The sequence below is a fragment of the Cellulosimicrobium cellulans genome (assembly GCF_042723955.1).
Lineage (GTDB): Bacteria > Actinomycetota > Actinomycetes > Actinomycetales > Cellulomonadaceae > Cellulosimicrobium > Cellulosimicrobium cellulans_H.
Genome location: NZ_JBHXIC010000051.1, coordinates 14,785 through 31,602, shown reverse-complemented (window position 1 = coordinate 31,602; position 16,818 = coordinate 14,785). Strand labels below are relative to the sequence as shown.

Annotated in this window: 14 protein-coding genes; all 14 read right to left on the bottom strand. The window is 76.4% G+C overall.

From position 1 onward, the window contains the following. Positions 1–324: 324 nt before the first annotated feature. The 14 genes from ACFWH7_RS14070 to ACFWH7_RS14005 all read right to left on the bottom strand — a co-directional run bounded on the left by ACFWH7_RS14070 (position 325) and on the right by ACFWH7_RS14005 (position 16,725). Entirely contained in the window at positions 325–2,013 is a 1,689-nt protein-coding gene (locus ACFWH7_RS14070) for an L-aspartate oxidase (RefSeq protein WP_378217131.1), read from the bottom strand. Further along, the gene (gene panD, locus ACFWH7_RS14065; protein WP_378217133.1) at positions 2,010–2,477 is read right to left on the bottom strand and encodes an aspartate 1-decarboxylase; all 468 of its coding nucleotides are present in this window, start codon (positions 2,475–2,477) and stop codon (positions 2,010–2,012) included. The genes ACFWH7_RS14070 and panD overlap by 4 nt, the downstream gene beginning before the upstream one ends. 53 nt (positions 2,478–2,530) lie before the next feature. Beyond that, positions 2,531–3,529, bottom strand: a complete 999-nt coding sequence (gene panC / locus ACFWH7_RS14060) for a pantoate--beta-alanine ligase (protein ID WP_378217130.1) — start codon at positions 3,527–3,529, stop codon at positions 2,531–2,533. Further along, positions 3,526–4,542 (bottom strand): Rossmann-like and DUF2520 domain-containing protein, encoded by a 1,017-nt coding sequence (locus ACFWH7_RS14055; RefSeq protein ID WP_378217129.1) that lies wholly within the window; start codon positions 4,540–4,542, stop codon positions 3,526–3,528. Before ACFWH7_RS14055 ends, panC begins: the two co-directional genes overlap by 4 nt. Beyond that, on the bottom strand, positions 4,539–6,161 hold the full coding sequence (locus ACFWH7_RS14050) for a PH domain-containing protein (protein WP_378217128.1): 1,623 nt from the start codon (positions 6,159–6,161) through the stop codon (positions 4,539–4,541). Before ACFWH7_RS14050 ends, ACFWH7_RS14055 begins: the two co-directional genes overlap by 4 nt. Then, a complete protein-coding gene (locus ACFWH7_RS14045; protein WP_141391024.1) occupies positions 6,158–6,676 on the bottom strand; it encodes a PH domain-containing protein in 519 nt (172 codons plus the stop codon). Before ACFWH7_RS14045 ends, ACFWH7_RS14050 begins: the two co-directional genes overlap by 4 nt. Positions 6,677–6,797: 121 nt before the next feature. Next, the gene (locus ACFWH7_RS14040; protein ID WP_378217127.1) at positions 6,798–7,307 is read right to left on the bottom strand and encodes a DUF3180 domain-containing protein; all 510 of its coding nucleotides are present in this window, start codon (positions 7,305–7,307) and stop codon (positions 6,798–6,800) included. Beyond that, on the bottom strand, positions 7,307–9,949 hold the full coding sequence (gene folK, locus ACFWH7_RS14035) for a 2-amino-4-hydroxy-6-hydroxymethyldihydropteridine diphosphokinase (RefSeq protein ID WP_378217126.1): 2,643 nt from the start codon (positions 9,947–9,949) through the stop codon (positions 7,307–7,309). The genes ACFWH7_RS14040 and folK overlap by 1 nt, the downstream gene beginning before the upstream one ends. Before the next feature lie 128 nt (positions 9,950–10,077). Next, positions 10,078–10,962 (bottom strand): dihydropteroate synthase, encoded by an 885-nt coding sequence (folP, locus tag ACFWH7_RS14030; RefSeq protein ID WP_378217132.1) that lies wholly within the window; start codon positions 10,960–10,962, stop codon positions 10,078–10,080. Positions 10,963–11,026: 64 nt separating this feature from the next. Next, positions 11,027–11,680: a GTP cyclohydrolase I FolE gene (gene folE / locus ACFWH7_RS14025; protein WP_378217125.1), complete on the bottom strand. Its 654-nt coding sequence runs from the start codon at positions 11,678–11,680 to the stop codon at positions 11,027–11,029. Then, positions 11,680–13,782 carry an ATP-dependent zinc metalloprotease FtsH gene (gene ftsH / locus ACFWH7_RS14020; RefSeq protein WP_378217124.1) on the bottom strand — a complete coding sequence of 701 codons (2,103 nt, stop codon included), beginning with the start codon at positions 13,780–13,782 and terminating at the stop codon, positions 11,680–11,682. Before ftsH ends, folE begins: the two co-directional genes overlap by 1 nt. Positions 13,783–13,983: 201 nt before the next feature. Continuing rightward, the gene (gene hpt / locus ACFWH7_RS14015) at positions 13,984–14,538 is read right to left on the bottom strand and encodes a hypoxanthine phosphoribosyltransferase (RefSeq protein WP_047233909.1); all 555 of its coding nucleotides are present in this window, start codon (positions 14,536–14,538) and stop codon (positions 13,984–13,986) included. Positions 14,539–14,543: 5 nt separating this feature from the next. After that, a complete protein-coding gene (tilS, locus tag ACFWH7_RS14010) occupies positions 14,544–15,692 on the bottom strand; it encodes a tRNA lysidine(34) synthetase TilS (RefSeq protein ID WP_378217123.1) in 1,149 nt (382 codons plus the stop codon). Between the two features lie 4 nt (positions 15,693–15,696). After that, positions 15,697–16,725, bottom strand: coding sequence for a zinc-dependent metalloprotease (locus tag ACFWH7_RS14005; RefSeq protein ID WP_378217122.1), 1,029 nt, complete (start codon positions 16,723–16,725; stop codon positions 15,697–15,699). Positions 16,726–16,818: the final 93 nt, after the last annotated feature.

Below are 16,818 nucleotides of genomic sequence, written 5' to 3'. Positions count from 1 at the left end.
GGTGTTCTGCGCGCGCGCCCGCCCCCCCCACCCCAGCGCTCACCCCCCCCCCGCGCCTCGACGCCCCCCCCCCCCCCCCCCCCGCCGCCCCCCCCCCCCCCCCCCGCGACGGGACGGGCGGCGTGTCGCCGTCGGAGGGGTGGACGGGCACGGGCTCGGCAGGGCTGCTCACGGTCCCCCACCGTATCCGCTCGTCCGCGAACCGTGGCTCCGCGCCCGGCACGGCGGTGGTCGCGTCCCGTCGAGCGGCGCCGAGCCCAGGTTGTCGACGGGTTCGCGCCGTTCTCGGACGACGACCCCGGGTTCGGCGGGAGAGCCGGTCCGTCAGCGGACGGACAGCGTCCCGTCCGCGTCGAGCGACACGAGCACGCGGCGCTCCCACGCCGGGTCGGTGGCCGGGAAGTCGGTGCGGAAGTGGCCGCCGCGGCTCTCCGTGCGCAGCGCCGCTGCCGCGGTGAGCGCGGTCGCGACCTGGTGCACGTTCGTGGTCTCCCACTCCGCGGCCTGCGGCTGCGCGACGACGTCGCTCGCCTCGTGCGCATCGGTGCGGACCGCGGCGAGGCGTGCCGCGGCGGCGGCGAGGCCGTCGCCGTCGCGGATGACGCCGGGGCCCGCCGAGGCGATCGACTGGATCCGCGAGCGCGCCGCGGCCGCCACGAGGGCCGACGGCCCGGGGCGACCGACGGGCTGAACCTGCTCGAGCTCGCCCGCCGCGACCCGGTCGGTGATCTGGCGCGCCGCGCGGTGCGCGAACACGAGGCCCTCGAGCAGCGAGTTGGACGCGAGCCGGTTGGCCCCGTGGACCCCGGTGCACGCGACCTCGCCGATGGCGTAGAGCCCGTCGACGGTCGAGCGCCCGTGCAGGTCGGTCGCGACGCCGCCCGAGTGGTAGTGCTGGGCGGGCGCCACGGGCACCGGCTCCTCGGTCCAGTCGAGGCCGTTCTCCGCGAGCCGCTCGGTGATCGTCGGGAAGCGCGAGCGCAGGAAGTCGGCGCCGAGGTGGCGCGCGTCGAGCAGCACGTGGTCCGAGCCGGTCGCGGCCATCTGCCGCACGATCGCGTGCGCGACGACGTCGCGCGGCGCGAGCTCGGCCATGGGGTGCTGCGCGGGCATGAACCGGTGGCCGTCGGTGTCGAGGAGGATCGCGCCCTCGCCGCGCACGGCCTCGGAGATGAGCGGGAGCTGACCCCGCGCGCCGAGCCCCAGCCAGAGGACGGTGGGGTGGAACTGGACGAACTCGAGGTCGCCGAGGGTCGCGCCCGCGCGCAGCGCCGCCGCGATGCCGTCGCCCGTCGCCTGCGGCGGGTTGGTCGAGGAGCGGAACACCTGCCCCACTCCCCCGGTCGCGAGCACGACCGCGCGCGCGAGCACCGCGCCGACGCCGTCGCGCGTGCCCTCGCCGCGCACGTGGAGCGTGACTCCGCAGGCGCGCAGGGCGTCGTCAGGACCTTCACCCGTGATGACGTCGAGCACGAGCGCGTTCTCGATGACCTCGATGCCCGGGTCGCTGCGCACGGCATCGAGCTGCGCGACGAGCGCGCGCGAGATCTCGGCCCCTGTCGCGTCGCCGCCCGCGTGCGCGATGCGGTCCGCGTGGTGACCGCCCTCGCGCGTCAGCGCGATGTCGCCGTTCTCGGCCCGGTCGAAGTTCGCCCCGCGCGCCACGAGCTCGCGCACGCGCGCCGGACCCTCGGTGACGAGCACCTCGACCGCGGCCGGGTCGCACACCCCGACGCCCGCGACGAGCGTGTCCGCGAGGTGCGCCTCGGGCGAGTCCTCGGGGTCGAGCGCCGCCGCGATGCCGCCCTGCGCCCACACCGTCGAGCCCGACGAGAGCTCGCCCTTGGTGACGAGCAGGACGCGCGGCACGCGCGTGCGCAGCTCGAGCGCCGCGGTGAGACCTGCGATGCCCGACCCGACGACGACGACGTCCGCCGTCGTCGTCCAGCCGGGTGCCGGGGCGGCGAGGGTCCGGGCGAGCACGGGAGCCACGGACCCGCCGCGCCCGCTCACGCGGGGCGCACCACGGACGCGCCGCCGTCTGCGGTACCCGCACCGCCACCGCCGCGGAACGGGGCGAACGGCAGGCCGCTCGCCTCGAGGCCGTGGCCCGCGGGCACGAGGCCGGGCTCGTCCGAGAGCTCGACGATCCGGTTCTGCTCGTCCACGAAGACGACGTTCGGCAGGTACGTGCGCGCGTCGGCGTCGTCGAGCATGCCGTAGGCGATGAGGATGACGACGTCGCCCGGCTTCACGAGGTGCGCGGCGGCGCCGTTGATGCACACCTGGCCGGCGCCGCGCTCCCCCGGGATGACGTAGGTCGTCAGGCGCGCGCCGTTGGTGACGTCCACGACGTCGACCTGCTGGCCCGGGTAGAGGTCCGCGGCGTCGAGCAGGTCGGCGTCCACGGTGATCGAGCCGACGTAGTGCAGGTCGGCCTGCGTCACCGTCGCGCGGTGGATCTTGCCGATCATCATGGGGCGCTGCAGGGACGCCGGGCGGCGCTGCGGGCTCGACGGGGTCTGCGCGGTCACGCGGTACCTCCAGGTGCGGGGGCACGACCGTCGGGGTCGGCGGCCCGGGTCGCGGGCGGCGCGATCTCGACGGCCGCGTTGTCGATGAGACGGGTGGTGCCCACGCGTGCCGCGACCAGGAGGAGCCCGGGGCCGACGGCGCCGGGCGCCAGGTCCTCCACGGTAGCGGGATCGACGAGCACCACGTAATCCAGGTCAACGCCGTCGGCGGCGTCCAGGATTCCCCGCGCGGCGGCGAGGACGCCCGGCGCGTCGGCGCCCGCGGCCGCGGCGTCCTGGCCCGCGCGGAGCGCGCGGCTCAGCGCGAGCGCCTCGTCGCGCTCCGCGGGCGACAGGTAGGCGTTGCGCGACGAGCGCGCCAGCCCGTCCGCCTCGCGCACCGTGGGGACCCCGACGATCTCCACGTCGAGGTCGAGGTCGGCGACCAGGCGCCGGACCGCGAGGAGCTGCTGCGCGTCCTTGGCGCCGAACACCGCGACGTCGGGCCGCACGAGGTGGAGCAGCTTGAGCACGACCGTGAGCACGCCGTCGAAGTGCCCGGGCCGCGACGCGCCCTCCAGGACCGTGCCGATCCGGCCCGAGGTGACGCGGGCGATCGGGCCGCCCGTCGCGAGGTCGGGATACAGCTCCTCGACGGTCGGCGCGAACACGACGTCCACCGCGACGTCGTCGCCCGCCGCGGCGAGCAGCGCGACGTCGGCCGCGACGTCGCGCGGGTAGCGCTCGAAGTCCTCGCCGGGACCGAACTGGAGCGGGTTGACGAAGTCCGTGACGACGACCTGCCCGTCCGGACCGACCTCGGCCCGCGCGCGGCGCACGAGCTCGAGGTGCCCGGCGTGCAGCGCGCCCATCGTCATGACGACGGCGCGGCGCGCGCCCGGGTGCGCGGCGGCCCAGCCGTCGAGCGCGGTGCGGAGGTCGGCGCGCGTCGTCACGACACGCGGGGCGTCCGGCCGGGGCGTCGGGGCGACGCCCGGGGCGGGGGTGGTGGTCATGCCGTTCCTTCGTCGTCGTGCTGCGCGTCGTGGGGCGGGGTGTGCGCCGCGTCGTGGGGCGGGGTGCCGGTCCCCTCCCCGAGCGCGTCGAGGAGGGTGCGGGCGGTCTGCTCGTCGAGGCGCCCGCCCGCGAGCGCCCGGTGGGTCGCCGCGCGGCCCAGCGCACGGTACGACGGCGGCACGTCGGCCGCGTCGCTCGTCGCCGCGAGCGCGTCCAGGGCGTCCAGGTGCTCGCGCACCGTGCCGACGTCGCCGCGCACCACGGGGCCGGTGAGGCCGAGGAGCGCGCCCGGCCCCGCCCCCGTGCCCGACTCGGCGCCCGCGTCCGCGCCGCGGGTCGCGCCGTCGAGCGCGGCGGCGAGCAACGGGGCGAGCGCCCGGCCCGGCTGGTCGACGCCCGCGGCCTCGAGCGCCTGCGCGGCCTGGGCGACGAGCACGACGAGATGGTTCGCCCCGTGCGCGAGGGCCGCGTGGTACAGCCCGCGGGACTCCTCAGCCACGACGACGGGCTCCCCGCCGAGCTCCACGACGAGGGCCTGCCCGATCGGCAGGACCGGTCCCGGGGCCGTGACGGCGAACGTCGTGCCCTCGAGCCGCGCGAGGTCGAGCGACGTGCCGGTGAACGTCATGGCGGGGTGCAGCGCGAGCGGGATGGCGCCCGCGGCGCGGGCCGGGTCGAGGACGGCGGTCCCGTAGCGACCGGACGTGTGCACGACGATCTGCCCCGGCTGCCAGGCCCCGACGTCGGCGAGGCCGCGGACGAGGTCGCCCAGCGCGTCGTCGGGCACGGCGAGGAGCACGAGCTCCGCACGCTCCACGACCTGCGGGACCTCCAGCACGGGCACGCCGGGCAGGAGCGTCTCGATGCGCTCGCGCGACGCGTCGGACACGCCGCTCGCTCCGACGACGGCGTGGCCGGTCGCGCGGAGCGCGCTGCCGAGCACCGCCCCGACGCGGCCTGCTCCCACGACCCCGACGCCGAGGCGCCCGGGTCGCGCGCCCGCCGCGCTCACGACCGCTCCCCGTCCTCGGCCCGGCGGTCGACGGGTCCCTCACCGGGCTCGACGGCGGGCTCGGCAGCGGCGGTCACCAGGGGCACGTCGTCGCGCCGCATCCACAGCTCCGGCCCGGCGTGGGCACGCGCCTGGCGGGCGCGCTCGGCCTGGGTGTCGAGGAGGCGCGCGGCGTCGCCCGCGTCGAGGTGCCAGACCTTCGGCGAGACCGGGCCGGGCGTCGAGTGCACCGTGAACGTGGCGACGTCGAACCGGCGCTCCAGCGGGCCCTGCTCGAGCCCGAGCGACTGCGTGCGCTCGTGCGGCACGACGACGAGGCTGCGGAACACCCGCCCGCCGCGCAGCACGAGCGCGCGGTCGGTCACCGTGAAGCCGTTGCGCCGCCACGACACGAGGTCGAGCAGGCGAGCGCGCCGCGGGGTCACGGTGAAGTGCTCGCCCGCGTCGAGGCCGGACAGGCCCTCGTCGAGGAGCGCACGCGGGTCGGACGTGCCGAGGTCGGGCAGCACGAGCCACAGCGCGGCGAGCGCCTCGTCGCGCGTCCCGACGGGCAGGAGCACGCTCGTCGTGTCCGAGCCGTCGGAGCTCACGCCGTAGCCCGCGACGTTGACGTCGACCCGCCACCAGTCCGGCCCGCGCCAGAACGGTCCCTGGCGCAGCCGCACGGCCTGGACGCGGCCGGGCGGGATGGTCTGCGACCGGGTCTCCAGGAGCCCGTGCCGCAGCCGGATGCCGTCCGGCGAGATGGCCGACCGGAACCCGAACTCGCCCGAGAACCGCGAGAAGAGGAAGCCGCCGAAGCCGAGGACCGCGGGCAGCGCGCTGAACAGCACCCCGATCTCGCGCGTGCCGATGACGACCCCGGCGATCCCCAGCACACCGAGGACGAGTCCGACGGTCGCGCCCGACCGCACGAGCGAGGCGACGAGCCGCCCCGGACCGACCGCGGTGACCGGCTGCTCGGGCGCCTCCGGGGCGACCAGCACCTCGTCGTCCGCGGCCGCTCCGCCGACCGGCCGCACCGTCGACGGGGCGCTCGGGTCGGCCGCCGGGGACGTGGCACCGACGCCCGTCGTGCCTCCCTCCGCGACCGCCGTCGGGACGCCGGCCGGACGCTCGCGCGCGACCCGCAGGCCGGCGGCGCGCGCGAGGAGGTCGTTCCGCAGCCGGTTGGCCTCGACCTCCTTGAGGAAGCCGAGCTTCACGCCCGAGTCCGCGCCGCCGGCGACCTCGAGCTTGAGCTCCGCGAGGCCGAAGAACCGCGCGAGGAGCGGCTGCACGACGTCGACCGCCTGGAGCCGGTCCAGCCGTGCCTTGCGCTGCTGCCGGAACAGCACGCCCGTGCGCAGGTGCACCGACTCGTCGTCGACCGCGTAGCTCGTCATGCGCCACGCGAGCGCCGAGTACCCCAGCCCCACGAGCCCCACCGCGAGGATGCCGAGGAGGATCATCCACCAGCGGTTCCCCTCGAGGAGGTTCTCCCCCTCGGGCAGCCCGTTGAGCGTCTGCTGCCCGACGACGACGAGCAGCACCGCGATGACGGTCCAGCCACGCACGAGCGGGGTGACCGGGTGCACCCGGTGCCACACGAGGTCGTCGGTGGCCGGTGCTTCGCTCACAGGCCCGCCAGCCTCGCCTCGCCGCGCGACGCGAGTCGGTCGCGCAGGCGCTCCGCCTCGGCGGGCTCGAGGCCGTCGATCGTCGCGTCGGTGGACGCCGACGCCGTGTGGAGCTGCACCTGCGCGATGCCGAGCTTGCGCGCGAGCGGCCCGGCCTGCACGTCGACGTACTGCATGCGGCCGTACGGCACCACCACGAGCTGGCGGAACATGATGCCGTGGCGGATCAGCAGGTCGTCGTCGCGCTCGGCGTACCCGATCGCGCGCACCTGGCGCGGGACGAGCACGAGCGCCCACAGCCCGAGGAGCACGAGCACCCCGAGCACGAGCCACTGCCACCAGTGCGGGAAGAGGATCGCCAGCACGATCGCCGCGACGGCCGGCACCGCGAGCGTGATGCCTACCGACAGCAGGCGTGCGGTGATGAGCCGGGGCGACACGCGCGTCCACTCGATGCCGGGCGGGTCGAAGGGGCCGGTGCCGCGGGCGTCCAGGTCCCGTGCAGGGTCGGTCATGCGTCGATTCTCCCATCCCGTCCCGGTGCGCCCGGGGACGCGTGTCGCGCGTCACGCCCGGCCAGGGCGCTGCCGGCGCGACCGGATCGCAGTGCACCGCCGACCCACGGGGGGCGGAGCGTCAGGCGGGCGTGCTCGCGCCCGGCGTCTCCGGGTCCTCGCGCGTCGTCGAGCCCTCGCGGCCCTCGCCGCGATCGTCGGGCGGGAGCTGGCAGAACCGCTCGGCCACGAGCCCGACGACGGCCAGCAGCACCGCGCACGCGACCGCGACCCCCGCCGCCACCGCGCGGTCGCGCTGCGCCTCGATCGAGAGGTCGGGCAGGGCCACGAGCACCTGCGCGCCGTACCAGCCCGCGAGCAGGGCGCCCGTGAGCGCGGCCGCCTTGGCGAGCACGAACGTGCGGGCCGCGCGGATCGCGTCGAGCGAGGGTCGCTTGCCCCGCTGGTAGGCGCGGACGGTCCACCCCGCCCAGAACACCGCCGCGGCGAGCGCGACGACCGCGACGTCGACGACCCACGGCACCGCCGGCAGGTGCGTGCCGCGGCCCTGGAGGAGTCGCACGACGAACCAGCCCACGACCACCGTGGCGACCGCCACGAGCAGCAGGGTGCGGACCGAGGTGCGCCGCATCAGCGCTGGTCGTCGTGCCCGGCGCCCGCCACCGGCCCGAACGGCGGCCACGGGTCGGCCGCCGGGTGCAGCGACGCGTCCGCGAGCGGTCCGGGCGCCGACGCCGGGGCGGAGCCCGGGGCCGACACCGGCGCGAACGGCACCGAGCGGATGATCCCGTCGTCGTCGGCTGCGGGCGTGGCGGCCGGGGCGTGCATGGGCGGCGCGGCCGCGGGCGCGGGCTCACCGGGGTGGACGGGCGCGAACGCCGGGAACGCCGGGGCGGCGTGCTCCGTGGGCTGCACGGGCTCCTGCGCCGAGGGCTCCGGCGTCGGCAGGTCGGCCGGGCGGTTCGACGGTCCGGGGAAGGGCGCGACGCTCGGCAGCGCCGCCGCGTCGTGCACGCCGAACGAGCCGTCCGGGACGGCCGGCGGGGCCGACCCCTCGGGCGCCGGCGCCACGCCGTCGGACACCGGGGCGAAGACCGGCCGGGCCACGGCGGGCTCCGCCGGGGCCGCCGGGGCCGCCGGGGCCGCCGGCGAGAACGCTGCCTGCGGCGGGGCGACAGGGAGCACCGCGCCCGGTACCGGAGGCTCCTGCGTCGGCACGGGCTGAGCGGGCTGCGGCTGCTGCGGCGCCGGGGCACGCTGCGGAAGGGCCTGCTGGGGAGCCTGCGGCGGCGCGGGAGGCTGCGACTCACCACCCGGTGCCGCGCCGGTCCCCGGGGCGAACACCACGCCGACGGGCGTCGGTCCGGACGTCGACGGTGCCGCGTGCGGCCCAGGTGCGCCGGACGGCTGCCGGTACGGGTCGTCCGCGGCCACGGGCTCGGCCGGGACGGGCGCCGCCTCCGCGGCGGGTGCAGCCGGTGCCGGTGGCGCGTCGGCACCCGCGGCCGCGACCGGGACGGCCCCCGTGGGCTCGGGCGCCGCGTCGGTCAGCCAGTCCAGCGCGAGCCACCGGATCCCGCCCCGGTCGGGCGCGGTCGCGGCGAGAGCCGCGACGGGCCCGCCGCCGAGGCCGGGGAGCACGGCGTCCGGGTCGATCTGCGACCACGGCTCGAGCACGAACGCCCGCTCGTGGGCGCGCGGGTGCGGCAGCTCGAGGTCGTCGGCGACGGCCGTGAGCGTGCCGTACACGATGAGGTCCACGTCGAGCGTGCGCGGTCCCCACCGCTCGTCGCGCACCCGACCGTGCGCCTGCTCGACGGCCTGGCAGGCGTGCAGCAGGTCGCGGGCCGAGAGGCGCGTGCGGGCGAGCAGGACCGTGTTGAGGAAGTCGGGCTGGTCGGGGCCGCCCACCGCCGCCGTCCGCGCGAGCGGCGAGACCTCGGTGATCTCGAGCCCGGAGATCCGGTCGAGGTCCGTGATCGTGTCGCGCAGCGTCTGCTGGGCGTCGCCGAGGTTCGCCCCGAGGGCGAGCACCACCTCGACGAAGCCCGCGGGCACGTCGTCCATGCGGTCGTGCTCGACGGGCGGGGCGGGGATCTCCTCCTCCGCGGCGACCGGCGCGGCAGGCTCCTCGGACGAGGAGACCGGGGCACCGGCGTCGGACGCTGCCGCCTCGGCCGAGGCGGCGGCGACGGGCACCTCGGGCGCCGCGTCGTCCTGTCCCTCGTGCGTCGGCTGGTACGTCGGCTCGTACGCCTGCTCGGCGAAGGGCGCGGGAAGCGGCTCGGCAGAGGCCGCGGGTGCCTGGTCGTGGACCGGCTCCGGCTCGTGCTCCGCGAGGGGTCCGGCGGCGGGGACCGGCCCCGGCTGCTCGGGTGCGGGCGGCTCGGCCGGCGTCGGCACCGGAGCGGGGGCCGCCCCCGGCAGGCCCTCCGCGGAGGGCTCGGCCGGCGCCGGGGGTGCCGAGGCCTCGAGCAGCGCGTCGTACGGCGCCGGGGCCGGCGCCTCGGGGGCGGGCACGGCGGCCGTCGGCTCCTCGTGCGCCGGTGCGGCCGGCCCGGGCACCGCCGGGGCCTCGCGTGTGGCGTCGCGCTCGTCGTCGAGGTCCGAGGAGTCTCCCGCGACCTCGTGCTCCGACTCGGGCGACGGGGGCTCGACCGGGATCGCGCCCGTACCCGGGGGGATGCTCGGCGGCATGACGTCGGGTGCCGGGGCGAGCTCGACCCGCTCCTCGGCGACCGGTGCGTCCCCGACGCCGTGGATGAGGGCGGGCGCGACCGAGCCCACGGGGATCGGCGCGACGGGCTGCGCGTCCCACGAGCCGTGCTGCTCGGACCGGCGCGACAGCGGCGCGACGACCGGGACGACGACGCGGTCGCGGCGGATGACGACCTCGACGTCCTCGAACGGGACCGTGATCGGCGCCTGCGGCTTGTGCACCGCGACGTCGACCGCGACGACCTCGTCGTGGGTGAGGATCGTCGCCGCGATGCGCTCGGCCACCGTCTCGACGAGGTCGGCGGGCGAGCCCGCGAGGACGGCCACGACGTCCTCGGCGACGCCCGAGTAGCTGACGGTCTGGTCGAGGTCGTCCCCGCTCGCCGCGGCGCGCGTGTCCAGGTGGAGCACGACGTCGGCGCGGAAGAGCTGGCCCTCGACCTTCTCGTGCTCGAAGACACCGTGGTGCCCCGTGGCGCTCAGGCCCGTGAGCCGGATCCGGTCGAACGGCCGTCCGTCCGCGTCGAGGACCGCTCCTGCGAACGCTGTGGTCACGTCGTGCTCCCGTCCGGTGCTCCGTCGCCACCCGCCGGTCGGGCGGACGGACCTCTCGGCACCGTGTCTCGTTGCGTGTGTCGTGCTGCGCCGGGCCGACCGCGCCGCGGGGCCCGTCGCCCATCCTGCTAGGTCGCGGGCCGCGCCGTCGAGTCGCTCCCGGTCCTCGGTCGGTCGGTCGCGCCCACGCTCCCGTCCCGCGGACCCGACCCTGCCTCGGCCGCGCGGGACCATGCCGCCGCGACGCGCACGGCGTCGGCCGACGCCCGGACGGTGTGCACCCGCACGCACCACGCGCCCGCGGCGGCGGCGAGCGTCGTGATCGCGGCGGTCGCGTCGTCGCGCAGCAGGGGCGGCACGGGCTGCCCGTCGGACCGCGCGAGGAGATGCCCCAGGAACCGCTTGCGGGACGCGCCGACGAGCACCGGCAGGCCGAGCTCCTCGAGCTCGCCGAGGCGGGCGAGCAGGGGCCAGTTGGACGACCCGGCCTTCGAGAACCCGAGGCCCGGGTCGAGGACGACCTGGTCGCGCCGCACCCCCGCCGCGAGCAGCGTCTCGACGCGCGCGGCGAGCTCGTCGCGCACGTCCGTCACGACGTCGTCGTAGTCCTCGAGGTCGTCCATGACGTCGGCGTGGCCGCGCCAGTGCATGCACACGTACGCGACGCCGGTGCGCGCGACCACGTCGGCCATCGCCGGGTCGGCGAGCCCGCCGGAGACGTCGTTGACGATCCGCGCCCCCGCCGCGACCGCGCGCTCGGCGACGACGGCGCGCGTGGTGTCGACGCTGACGACCGCGCCCTCCGCGGCGAGCGCGGAGATCACGGGCAGCACGCGCGCGAGCTCGGCCTCGACGGGGACGCGGCCCGCGCCGGGGCGGGTCGACTCGCCGCCCACGTCGAGGATGTCCGCGCCCTCGCCCCGCAGCTCACGCCCGTGCGCGATCGCGGCGTCGGGCTCGTACCACTCGCCGCCGTCGGAGAACGAGTCCGGCGTGACGTTGACGACGCCCATGACGAGCGTCCGGCCGACGTCGGCCAGGTCCTCGAGCCCGGCGACCACGAAGCGGTCCACGGGACTAGCGCCCCAGGATGAGGCTCATCGCCTCGGCCCGCGTCGCGCCGTCGCGCATCTGGCCACGCACCGCCGACGTCACCGTGCGCGACCCCGGCTTGCGCACGCCACGCATCGACATGCACAGGTGCTCGCACTCGACCACGACGATCGCGCCGCGCGGCTGCAGGTGCTCCACGAGCGCGTCCGCGATCTGCGACGTGAGCCGCTCCTGCACCTGCGGGCGGCGCGCGTAGACCTCGACGAGGCGCGCGAGCTTCGACAGGCCGGTGATGCGGCCGTCGACGTTGGGGATGTAGCCGATGTGCGCGACGCCGTGGAACGGCACGAGGTGGTGCTCGCACGTCGAGTACACCTCGATGTCCTTGACGAGCACCATCTCCTCGTGGCCGAGGTCGAAGGTCGTCGTGAGGACGTCCGCGGCATCCTGGCGCAGTCCCGCGAAGATCTCGCGGTACGCGCGCGCCACGCGGGCTGGCGTGTCCCGCAGGCCCTCGCGGTCCGGGTCCTCCCCCACCGCGAGCAGGAGCTCGCGGACGGCGGCCTCGGCGCGCTCCTGGTCGTAGGGCGGCACGTCCTCCGGGGCGCGCAGGTCCTCGGCCGCACCGGCCCGCGTGATGGCGGTCGGTGCGGCGCCCACGCCCGGAGCCTCGCCCATCAGTCCTGCCCCGGCTCGCGCACGTCCGTCGCGTCGACCGTGCCGTCGCGGCCGAGCGCCCGGTCGAGCGGGCTGTCCGCGGGGACCTCGCCGATGCGCTCGGGCGGCAGCTCGTCGTTCGCGGCCGCGGCCTCGTCCTGCGGGATCACCGGGGCGCCGTTCTGCGCCGCCTTCTCGGCGTCGGTCAGCACCGGGCCGCGCTGCGACACGGAGCGCTGCTCGCTCGAGAGCCACACGTCGCGCGCATCGCGCTTGACGACCGGCTCGAAGACCCGCGCGAGCTCCGCCTGGTTCAGCGTCTCCTTCTCGAGGAGCTCGAGCACGAGCGCGTCGAGCACGTCGCGGTACTGCGTGAGCACCTCCCACGCCTCGTCGTGCGCGGCCTCGACGAGCTTGCGCACCTCGTGGTCGACGGTGCCCGCGACGGACTCGGAGTAGTCGCGCGTGTGACCCATGTCGCGACCCATGAACGGCTCGCCCGAGCCGGTGCCCAGCTTGATCGCGCCGACACGCTCGCTCATGCCGTACTCGGTGACCATCTTCTTGGCGATCGCCGTGGCCTTCTCGATGTCGTTCGAGGCGCCCGTCGTCGGGTCGTGGAAGACGAGCTCCTCGGCGACACGCCCGCCCATCGCGTAGGCCAGCTGGTCGAGCAGCTCGTTGCGCGTCGTCGAGTACTTGTCCTCGGTCGGCATGACCATCGTGTACCCGAGCGCGCGGCCGCGCGGCAGGATCGTCACCTTGGTGACGGGGTCCGTGTAGCGCATCGCCGCGGCGACGAGGGCGTGCCCACCCTCGTGGTACGCCGTGATCTTCTGCTCCTTGACGTTCATGACGCGCGTGCGCTTCTGCGGGCCGGCCACGACGCGGTCGATCGCCTCGTCGAGCGCACGGTCGTCGATGAGCTGCGCACCGCTGCGGGCCGTGAGGAGCGCGGCCTCGTTGAGCACGTTCGCGAGGTCGGCGCCGGTGAAGCCCGGCGTGCGGCGCGCGACGGCGGCGAGGTCGATCTCGGGGACGATCGGCTTGCCCTGCGCGTGCACGCGCAGGATCGCCTCGCGGCCCTTGAGGTCGGGCGCCTCGACGGCGACCTGGCGGTCGAAGCGGCCCGGGCGCAGGAGCGCCGGGTCGAGGATGTCGGGGCGGTTCGTCGCCGCGATGAGGATGACGTTCGTCTTGACGTCGAAGCCGTCCATCTCGACGAGGAGCTGGTTGAGCGTCTGCTCGCGCTCGTCGTGCCCGCCGCCCATGCCGGCGCCGCGGTGACGGCCGACGGCGTCGATCTCGTCGACGAAGATGATCGCGGGCGAGTTCTCCTTGGCCTGGGTGAACAGGTCGCGGACGCGGCTCGCGCCGACGCCGACGAACATCTCGACGAAGTCCGAGCCGGAGATCGAGTAGAAGGGCACGCCGGCCTCGCCGGCCACGGCGCGCGCGAGCAGCGTCTTGCCGGTCCCGGGCGGGCCGTAGAGCAGCACGCCCTTGGGGATCTTGGCCCCGACCGCCTGGAACTTGTCGGGCTCCGCGAGGAACTCCTTGATCTCGTGGAGCTCCTCGACGGCCTCGTCGGCGCCCGCGACGTCCGCGAACGTCACCTGCGGGGTGTCCTTGGAGACGAGCTTGGCGCGCGACTTGCCGAAGCCCATGACGCGCGAGCCGCCGCCCTGCATGCGCGAGAGCAGGAACCAGAACAGCACGCCGATGATGAGGAACGGGATGAGCAGGCCGAGCAGCGAGGACCAGAACGACGGCTGCGCGACCTCGGAGTTGTACCCGTCCTTCGGCTCCGCCTGGACGACCGCGTCGACCACGGCCTCGCCCTGGGGCTGGACGTAGTAGAACTCGACGTTCTTGCCCTTGTTCTCCTCGGTGTCCGTGCCCTCGTCGACCACGTAGTCCTTGGACAGCGTGAGGCGTACGCGCTGGTCGCCGTCCACGATGAGGGCCTGCTCGACCGTGTCGCCCGAGAGCAGCTCGAGGCCCTGGGACGTGTCGATGCGCTGGACGGTCGGGCGCGACAGCGTCGCGAACGCGATCCACAGGATCACGAGGCCCAGGACGATCCAGACGATCGGCCCACTGAGAATCTTCTTGATGTTCATCGGCGACGGGGCGTGCGCCCCGGATCCCTCCGCTCGCGCAAGTGTTCGGGCTCGAAACTACACTCTGGACCTTGACGCCTGCTGGGGATCACGCCTCTGTTCGCCCAGGGCGTGGCCCACGTCCCCTGGGCGCGGGCGCCACGGCGCCCGGACGCGGGACGCCGTCGCACCATCGCGGCGACGGGCGTCCCCGCCTCCCGTTCAGCTCGAGTACACGTGGGGCGCGAGCGTCCCGACGAACGGCAGGTTGCGGTACTTCTCCGCGTAGTCGAGGCCGTAGCCCACGACGAACTCGTTCGGGATGTCGAACCCGACGTACCGGACGTCGACGTCCGTCTTCGCGGCGTCGGGCTTGCGCAGCATCGCCGCGATCTCGACCGACGCCGGACCGCGCGAGCGCAGGTTCGACAGGAGCCAGGAGAGCGTGAGGCCCGAGTCGATGATGTCCTCCACGATGAGCACGTTGCGGCCCGTGAGGTCGGCGTCGAGGTCCTTGAGGATCCGCACGACGCCCGAGGACTTGGTGCCCGACCCGTACGACGAGACCGCCATCCAGTCCATCTCGACGTGGCTGTGCAGGCGGCGCGCGAGGTCCGCCATGACCATGACGGCACCCTTGAGGACGCCGACGAGCAGGAGGTCCTTGCCCGCGTAGTCGCGGTCGATCTGCGCCGCGATCTCGTCGAGCCGCGCACCGAGCTGCTCCTCGGTGAGCAGGATGTTCTCGAGGTCGCCTGCGACGTCCGATGCTTCCACGGGGGTCACTCCTGAGGTGTGGGGGTGGTGGGGGTGCTGAGGGTGGTGAGGGCTCGCGGGGGGATGCTGCGCCGGGGCGTCGTCTCCGGGCCCAGGGAAAGCCTGCCACACGCGCGCGCGGCCCTCAGGTCGCCCGGCAGGTGCACCGGGCCCTGACCCCGCCACGCCGTGACGAGCGCGTCGAGCGCGTCGACGTGCACGGCGAAGAGGTCGCTCGCGGGGCAGCCCGCGCGCAACGCCGCCGTCCGCAACGCCCGACGGCGCAGGGCTGGGTGCGCGGTGGCGAGCACCTCGGCGTCCAGCACCACGCTCGCGGCGACCGCCGCCGCAGGCTCGCCGACCGGGCCGACCTCACCGTCGACCGGGGTCGCCACGAGGGCGGTCAGGAGGAGGTCCGCGGCGAGCGCGTCGAGCAGGTCGGCGTCGTCGCGCAGGAGACTCGCCGTCCGCGCGAGCGCCGGCACCGCCCCGGGCCCGAGCACGTCGACGAGCGCGGGCACGACGCGCGCGCGCACCTGCGAGCGCAGGGGCGGCGCCGTCGTGCCCGGCTGCGCCGCGTCGTCGCCCGGCGCCGGCACGCCGTTCGTGGGGTCGTCCCACCACGCGAGCCCGAGCGTGCGGCAGACCGCCTCGGTCTCCGCGCGTCGCAGCGCGAGGAGCGGGCGCCGGTGGACGCCGCGTCGGGGCGCCATGCCGGCGAGCGAGCGGGCACCCGCACCGCGGGCGAGCCCGAGCAGCACCGTCTCCGCCTGGTCGTCGAGCGTGTGACCCAGGAGCACCGCGGCCGCGCCGTGCCGGGCGGTCGCCGCGTCGAGCGCGGCGTACCGGGCCACGCGCGCGGCTGCCTCCGGACCGTCGCCCGACGCCGGTACGACGACGCGGCGCACCTCCACCGGGTCGAGCCCGAGGCCCCGGCAGCGCTCCGCGGCGTCCGCCGCGACACCGGCGCTGCCCTCCTGGAGCCCGTGGTCCACGACGACGGCGCCCGCGCGCAGCCCGAGCCGGGGCGCGACGAACGCCGTGGCGGCCGCGAGCGCCGTCGAGTCCGCACCGCCCGAGCACGCGACGAGCACGAGCGACCCGGGGTCCAGGTCCCCGAGCGCGCCGCGCACGGCCCGGCGCGCGGCGGCGACGACGGGTGCCGGCCCGCCCACCGGCTCAGCCGTGGACGCGGCGCACCCAGGCGCGCGCGTCGGCGATCTCGCGGGCGGTCGGCAGGTTCTCGGGCGACGCCCACACGGCGTTGAACCCGTCGCGCCCGACCTCCTTCTCGACCGCGCGCACGAACGCTGCGCCGTCGCGGTACTGGGCGATCTTGGCGTCCATGCCGAGCACGCGCCGGAGCACGACGTCGAACCCGGAGCGCCCCTCGCCGTCGCGCCGGGCCTCGAACTTGCGCCGGATGCTCCGCACCGTGCGCACGGTGCGCGGCCCGACGGCGTCCATCGCCACGTCGGCGTGGCCCTCCAGCAGGGCCATGACGGCCGTGACGTCGGCGAGGCGGTCCTGCTCCTCGGGTGTGAGGAGGCCGTCGACGAGGGTCCCGTCCTCGCCGCGCACGGCGTGGAGGACGGCGCGACCCACGGTGGCGAGCTTCTCGCGCAGGCGCGCCTCGGCGAGCCGGCGCGACGACGCGGAGAGCTCGGTGAGGAGCGCGCTCGCCCGCGCGCGCAGGTGGTCGGCCAGCCACGGCGCGGCGGCGAACTGCAGCGCGTGGGTCTGCTCGTGCAGGCACACCCAGAGGCGGAAGTCGGCGGGCTTGAGGTCCAGGGCGCGCTCGACCTGCAGGACGTTCGGCGCCACGAGCACCAGCCGCCCGGGCGAGCCGGTGGCCGCGGGCGACGGTCCGCCGTCGGGCACGGTGCCGGTCGCGGTGCCGGTCGCGGGCGCGGTGCCGCCCAGCCCGCTGTAGGGGTCGAACTGGCCGAGGACCCGGCTGGAGAGGACCGCGAGCACCGACCCCACCTGGGCGGCCCCGACGAGCGCCGTCGCCTGCGGGACGCGTCCGCGCTCGCCGACGAGCGCGTCCGTCACGCCGTCGGTGAGCGACGCCATGATCTCGGTGTTGGCGCGCGCCCAGCGCGCGCGGTCCACCACGTACACGGTGCCGAGCCCGGTCGTCGGCCCAGCCGTCTGCCCCGTCGTCGGACCGCCCGCGGCGGGACTCATGCGCGTCACGTCGAGCACGTGGGGCACCCCCGCCGCCCCCGCCGAGGGGGGCCCCGCGCCCACGTCGGCGCCCCCCGCGCGCCACGCCAGCGGGGCCCCCCGCGCGCGCCC

Coding starts and splice junctions, on each gene's coding strand:
- ftsH (WP_378217124.1), bottom strand. CDS start 13,782: ATGAACATCAAGAAGATTCTCAGTGGGCCGATCGTCTGGATCGTCCTG.
- ACFWH7_RS14045 (WP_141391024.1), bottom strand. CDS start 6,676: ATGACCGACCCTGCACGGGACCTGGACGCCCGCGGCACCGGCCCCTTC.
- panD (WP_378217133.1), bottom strand. CDS start 2,477: ATGATGATCGGCAAGATCCACCGCGCGACGGTGACGCAGGCCGACCTG.
- panC (WP_378217130.1), bottom strand. CDS start 3,529: ATGACCACCACCCCCGCCCCGGGCGTCGCCCCGACGCCCCGGCCGGAC.
- folE (WP_378217125.1), bottom strand. CDS start 11,680: ATGGGCGAGGCTCCGGGCGTGGGCGCCGCACCGACCGCCATCACGCGG.
- ACFWH7_RS14040 (WP_378217127.1), bottom strand. CDS start 7,307: ATGCGGCGCACCTCGGTCCGCACCCTGCTGCTCGTGGCGGTCGCCACG.
- folP (WP_378217132.1), bottom strand. CDS start 10,962: ATGGGCGTCGTCAACGTCACGCCGGACTCGTTCTCCGACGGCGGCGAG.